Source organism: Nocardia farcinica (assembly GCF_029867845.1).
GTDB classification, from domain to species: domain Bacteria; phylum Actinomycetota; class Actinomycetes; order Mycobacteriales; family Mycobacteriaceae; genus Nocardia; species Nocardia farcinica_A.
This window is the reverse complement of sequence record NZ_JARWRU010000839.1, coordinates 1-4441: the sequence shown is the minus strand read 5'-3', so window position 1 is coordinate 4441 and position 4441 is coordinate 1. Positions and strand designations below refer to the sequence as shown.

Below are 4441 nucleotides of genomic sequence, written 5' to 3'. Positions count from 1 at the left end.
CCAGACCGGTGCCGATGAGATGGGTGCCGTTGTGCGGGTTGCCGATGAGTGCGTTGCCTATGATAACGGTGCCGAGGAGAACGACGGTGGCCGGAACGACCGGCCGGAAGAGGGCAAGGCGGGCGGCGCCGGGGGCGTGCGCCTCACCCCGACCGCGGCGACGCCGGTCCCGGACGAGGACGCCGACCGCATGCGCGAGCGCGTCACCGCCCTGTTCGAGCGGCTGACCGAAGGCCCGATCGTGGTCGGCGAGGCCGGGGACGGGCGGCCCGAACCGGTGAGCGTCGACCACTCCCAGGCGTTGCGGGCCACCACGCTGCTGCTCTACGACGCCCGCCGGGGCTGGCCCGCGCTGGCGGGCCTGCTCGCCGAACTGGAGCGCGGCCCGGCGGGCGACCCGGAGACCGCGCGCCGCGCGCTGGCCGTCGACGTCGCCGATCCGGCCTTCCTCGACTCCTTCATCGCGATCACCTGTGCCGACACCGCACTGCCCCGCAACCCCGATCTGTGGCCCGAACTGGCGGTACGGACGACCAAGAGCACACCCCCCTTCGGCGACTTCTGGCTGTACGCCCGGCAACCCTGTGGCGCATGGCCGGTCGCGGCCGACGACCCGCGCCGCGGGGTGAGTCCGTGGACCCTGGTCTCGGACAAGCCGGCACTGCTGGTCAACAACGAATTCGATCCCGCCACACCGCTTTCCGCGGCCGAGCGGGCGCAGCAGGAACTGGTCAACGCCCGGCTGGTGGTGGTGGCCGACGGCTACGGTCATCAACCGGCGGGCGACTGTGTCCGCAACCTGCGCGAGCGCTATCTGATCGACCTGCGGTTGCCCGCGCCCGGCGCGACCTGCTCGACGACACAGCTTCCTTTCAGCTACTGAGCCGCAGGTCACACCCAAGATTTGCCCGGTTCCGCGCCGCCATGCAGCGCGCTATCCTGCCTCCGCCATGCGTGATCTTTGGAGGTGGCCTGGTGCGCAGACGCGCCCTGTTCAAGGCGGCCGGTGTCGCGGCATTGTTCGCCGGAGCGAGTTCCTTCCCGGGAGCGCGACCTGCCGCCGCAGCACCGTTCTGGTACGACCTGTTCCGCGAATGGGTGCCGGAGATCTTCCGGCCGCTGCCCGAACCTCCTGAGCACTCCACCGCCATCGTCATCGGCTCCGGTTTCGGGGCCTCGGTGGCCGCGCTGCGCCTGGCGCGGGCCGGGGTGCGGACCACCGTGCTCGAACGCGGCTCCCGCTGGCCCAACGACCCGTGGCGGGAGATCTTCACCGGCGACGACCTGCCCGACGGCCGCGGCTTCTGGCATCGCACCAGCTTCACCGGCGTCACCAAGGTGCCCATGCACTTCGCCTCCTTCGGCGGCGTGCTCGACTGCACCGAATATCCGGGCATCGACGTCTGGCGCGCGGCGGCGGTGGGCGGCGGCTCGGTGATCTTCAGCGGCGTGATGATCGCCCCGCCGCGCCCGCTGTTCGAGGCGGTCTTCGGCCGCACGGTGAACTACGACGAACTGGAGCAGGTCTACTTCCCGCGGGTCAGGCAGATGCTGCGGCTGGACCCGATGCCCGCCGATGTCTACCAGTCCGCGCCGTTCGCGCACTCGCGCGCCTGGGACCAGCAGGTGCGGGCGGCGGGCTACGAGCCGGTGCCCAGCGACTCCGTCTTCGACTGGGACATCGTGCGCGCCGAACTGGCGGGCGCGGTGCGGCCGTCGGCCACGGTCGCGCGCAGCAACCTCGGCAACTCCAACGGCGCCAAGTTCGACCTGAACAAGAACTATCTGCGCTACGCCGAGGAGACCGGAAAGGCGAGCGTCCACCCCGGCCACCGGGTCGACGCCATCGCCCGCGAGCGCGACGGCCGCTACGCGGTCACCGTCACCGTCCTCGACCCGACCGGCGCCGAACTCGCCACCCGCACCCTCACCTGCGACAAGCTCTTCCTGGGCGCCGGCTCCATCGGCACTTCCGAGCTGCTGGTGCGGGCGCGGGCCACCGGCGCGCTGCCCGATCTGGACGAGCACATCGGCGAGGGCTGGGGCACCAACGGCGACGTGGTGCTGGCCAGAGGCGCGAGCAGCCTGGACGGCTTCGGCCAGGGCGTGCCGAGCGCCAGCCGCATCCATGACGACTCCGTCGCGCCGCTGACCCTGGAGAACTGGTACATCCCCGGCATCCCGGTGGAGACCGGCGCCATCGCCTCGCTCGGCATGGTCTTCGACGATGCCCGCACCTCCTTCCGCTACGACTCGGCCACCGACTCGGTGGGACTGCGGTGGAACGAGGCCGACCGGGAACGGGTGGTGGAGACCGCGCGTTGTGTGGACGAGCGCATCGCCGCCGAGTCCGGCGCGCTGCTCGGCTTCCGCTCGCTCGGCTACGACGCCAACGGCCTGTTCACCGCGCATCCGCTGGGCGGCGCGGTGCTCGGCCGGGCCACCGACGAGTTCGGGCGGGTCAACGGCTACCCCGGCCTGTATGTGGTGGACGGCGCGATGATCCCCGGCAGCACCGCGACGGTGAATCCGACGCTGACCATCACCGCGCTCGCCGAACGCAATATGGAAACCATCCTGCGGGACGGCCGCTGAACCGTCCCGACCGGAAGCGGGGGTGAAAGCGCTTCCGGTCGGTACGGTTCGCCCGTTTCCGGCACAGTCGGCCGGTTACCCTCGATCGGGGACCGGCGTCGAAGGGAACAACGTGGTATCGAGCACGGCCAGCGGGGGCTACGAGGCCGGGGCGGAGCCGGAGCCGGCGGAGTACCCGCGTAAGCCGCCCGCGCTGGCGACCGATTTCGCGATGCTGGGGCTGGCCGTGGTGTCGGTGGCGCTGATCGTGTGGATCAGCTTCTTCGACGTCGCGCCCGAGACCTACCGGGTCGTGGTGGTCGTGGACTACGCGATCTGCGGTGTCTTCGCGCTCGAGTTCCTGTGGCGTTGGCACCGCGCTGGCTGGCCGTGGACCTATCCGCTGGTCTACTGGTACGAGGTGCTCGGCATGGTCCCGGTGACCAGCCCGGTCTTCCGTGGTTTCCGGTTGCTGCGCGTCGTGGTGATCCTGGTGCGCCTGGCCAGGGTCGCCGACCGTGCCTTCGGCGACCGGGTGACCGCGGCGGTGGTCGGGCGGTTCGTGCGCACCATCGTCGATGTCATCAAGCGTCCGATGACCATCGCGGTGCTCGACGAGGTGGCGCACGTGTTGCGTACCGGCCACTACACCCGCAACATCGCCGCCGCGCTGGAGGAGAACCGCGCGGAGATGGACGACATGATCGTCGAGCTGATCAAGAACGATCCGCAGGTGGGCCGGGTCCGCTACATCCCGTTCCACGACGAGATCATCCGGTTGGTCGCCGACACCACCTTCCGCATCGTCTTCCAGGTGCTGGCCGATCCGCGCACCGACGAGCTGGTCTCGGACATGATCAGGGAGAACGTCGATCAGATCCGCACCGCGGTCCAGGAGGGCGTGCGGGTGCCACCCTCGGCGTACGGCATCACCGACCATCATCAGACGGCACGGCACACCCTCGGCAATTGCGAGCCGGGGGAATGCGAGGACACCTCGATGCGGTGATGTGTTCTCGCTATATCCGGTGGTAGCTCTCCGATTCCGGGAAGCTCTCGGCGAATTCGGCGAAATTCTGCGCCGCGGTTTCGTGCCAGCGCTGCACGGTGCGCTTCATCAGCAGGCCGGGCAGCGGAATGCGCGAAGACAATTCCATGTGGTACCAGACCTCGCTGCCGCCCTCGGAATTCGCGGCCACCTGGAACCAGCCGCCGCCGCCGATGCCGCGCGAGGAGTCGACCACCTGCCAGGAGGCGCGGTCGTCGGTCCACTCGTATTCCAGGACCTGGAGATCGGAGCTGCCGAGCACGTCGGCTGTGACGTACACCCGGTGCGGCCTGCCGTCCTGATGTCGCGTGGCCACCCTGGCGTCGCTGTACATCGACCATTCCGGGAGCATTTCGATCGCCGCCACGACATCGAGCACGTGCTCTGGTCCGGCGTCGACCGTGAAGCGGATATCGGTTTTCGTGCGCATTGCGGGTACCTCCGCCCCCCGGTGGAACGATCTCGGGCGATTGTGCCCAGGGCTGTTCCGATCCGTCAACCACGGCTTTTGCCGCGAATTCGGACTACCCGCTGGTACGTCGGCCGGGCAGATTCCGGGCCGGGCGACGGCCGCGGGGCCGTAACCGCCGATAGGGGCACCGCGCGGAGATCATGGTGAGCAATTTCGCGCGCGGGGCGAGTCCTGCATTCCGGTGACTTTTATCACAGACCAATAACGGGGTAATCACTGTTCTGCGAACGGGGTGGGCCGCGGCGCGGGGGGTGGCCCCGGAGCGCCGCCCCCGCCCCAGATAAGGAGGGGTGGCGCAGGAACGACACTAGCACCAGGCGGGGCGGGGTTTGCACAATTCTGTTAGA

General features: G+C 69.5%; 4 protein-coding genes. 3 read left to right on the top strand and 1 reads right to left on the bottom strand.

Annotation, left to right across the window (positions count from 1 at the left end; genetic code table 11):
* From QH283_RS18360 to QH283_RS18350, 3 genes are all read left to right on the top strand, one after another.
* A partial coding sequence (locus QH283_RS18360; protein ID WP_280504221.1) for an alpha/beta hydrolase occupies positions 1-883 on the top strand: 883 nt, incomplete at its 5' end.
* A gap of 92 nt (positions 884-975) precedes the next feature.
* The gene (locus QH283_RS18355; protein WP_280504220.1) at positions 976-2595 is read left to right on the top strand and encodes a GMC oxidoreductase; all 1620 of its coding nucleotides are present in this window, start codon (positions 976-978) and stop codon (positions 2593-2595) included.
* A 112-nt stretch (positions 2596-2707) separates the two neighbouring features.
* Positions 2708-3583, top strand: a complete 876-nt coding sequence (locus QH283_RS18350; RefSeq protein WP_280504219.1) for an ion transporter — start codon at positions 2708-2710, stop codon at positions 3581-3583.
* 10 nt (positions 3584-3593) lie between these two features.
* Here the strand turns inward: QH283_RS18350 and QH283_RS18345 are convergent, their stop codons facing one another.
* Positions 3594-4052, bottom strand: a complete 459-nt coding sequence (locus QH283_RS18345; protein ID WP_280504218.1) for an SRPBCC family protein — start codon at positions 4050-4052, stop codon at positions 3594-3596.
* Between the last annotated feature and the right edge of the window lie 389 nt (positions 4053-4441).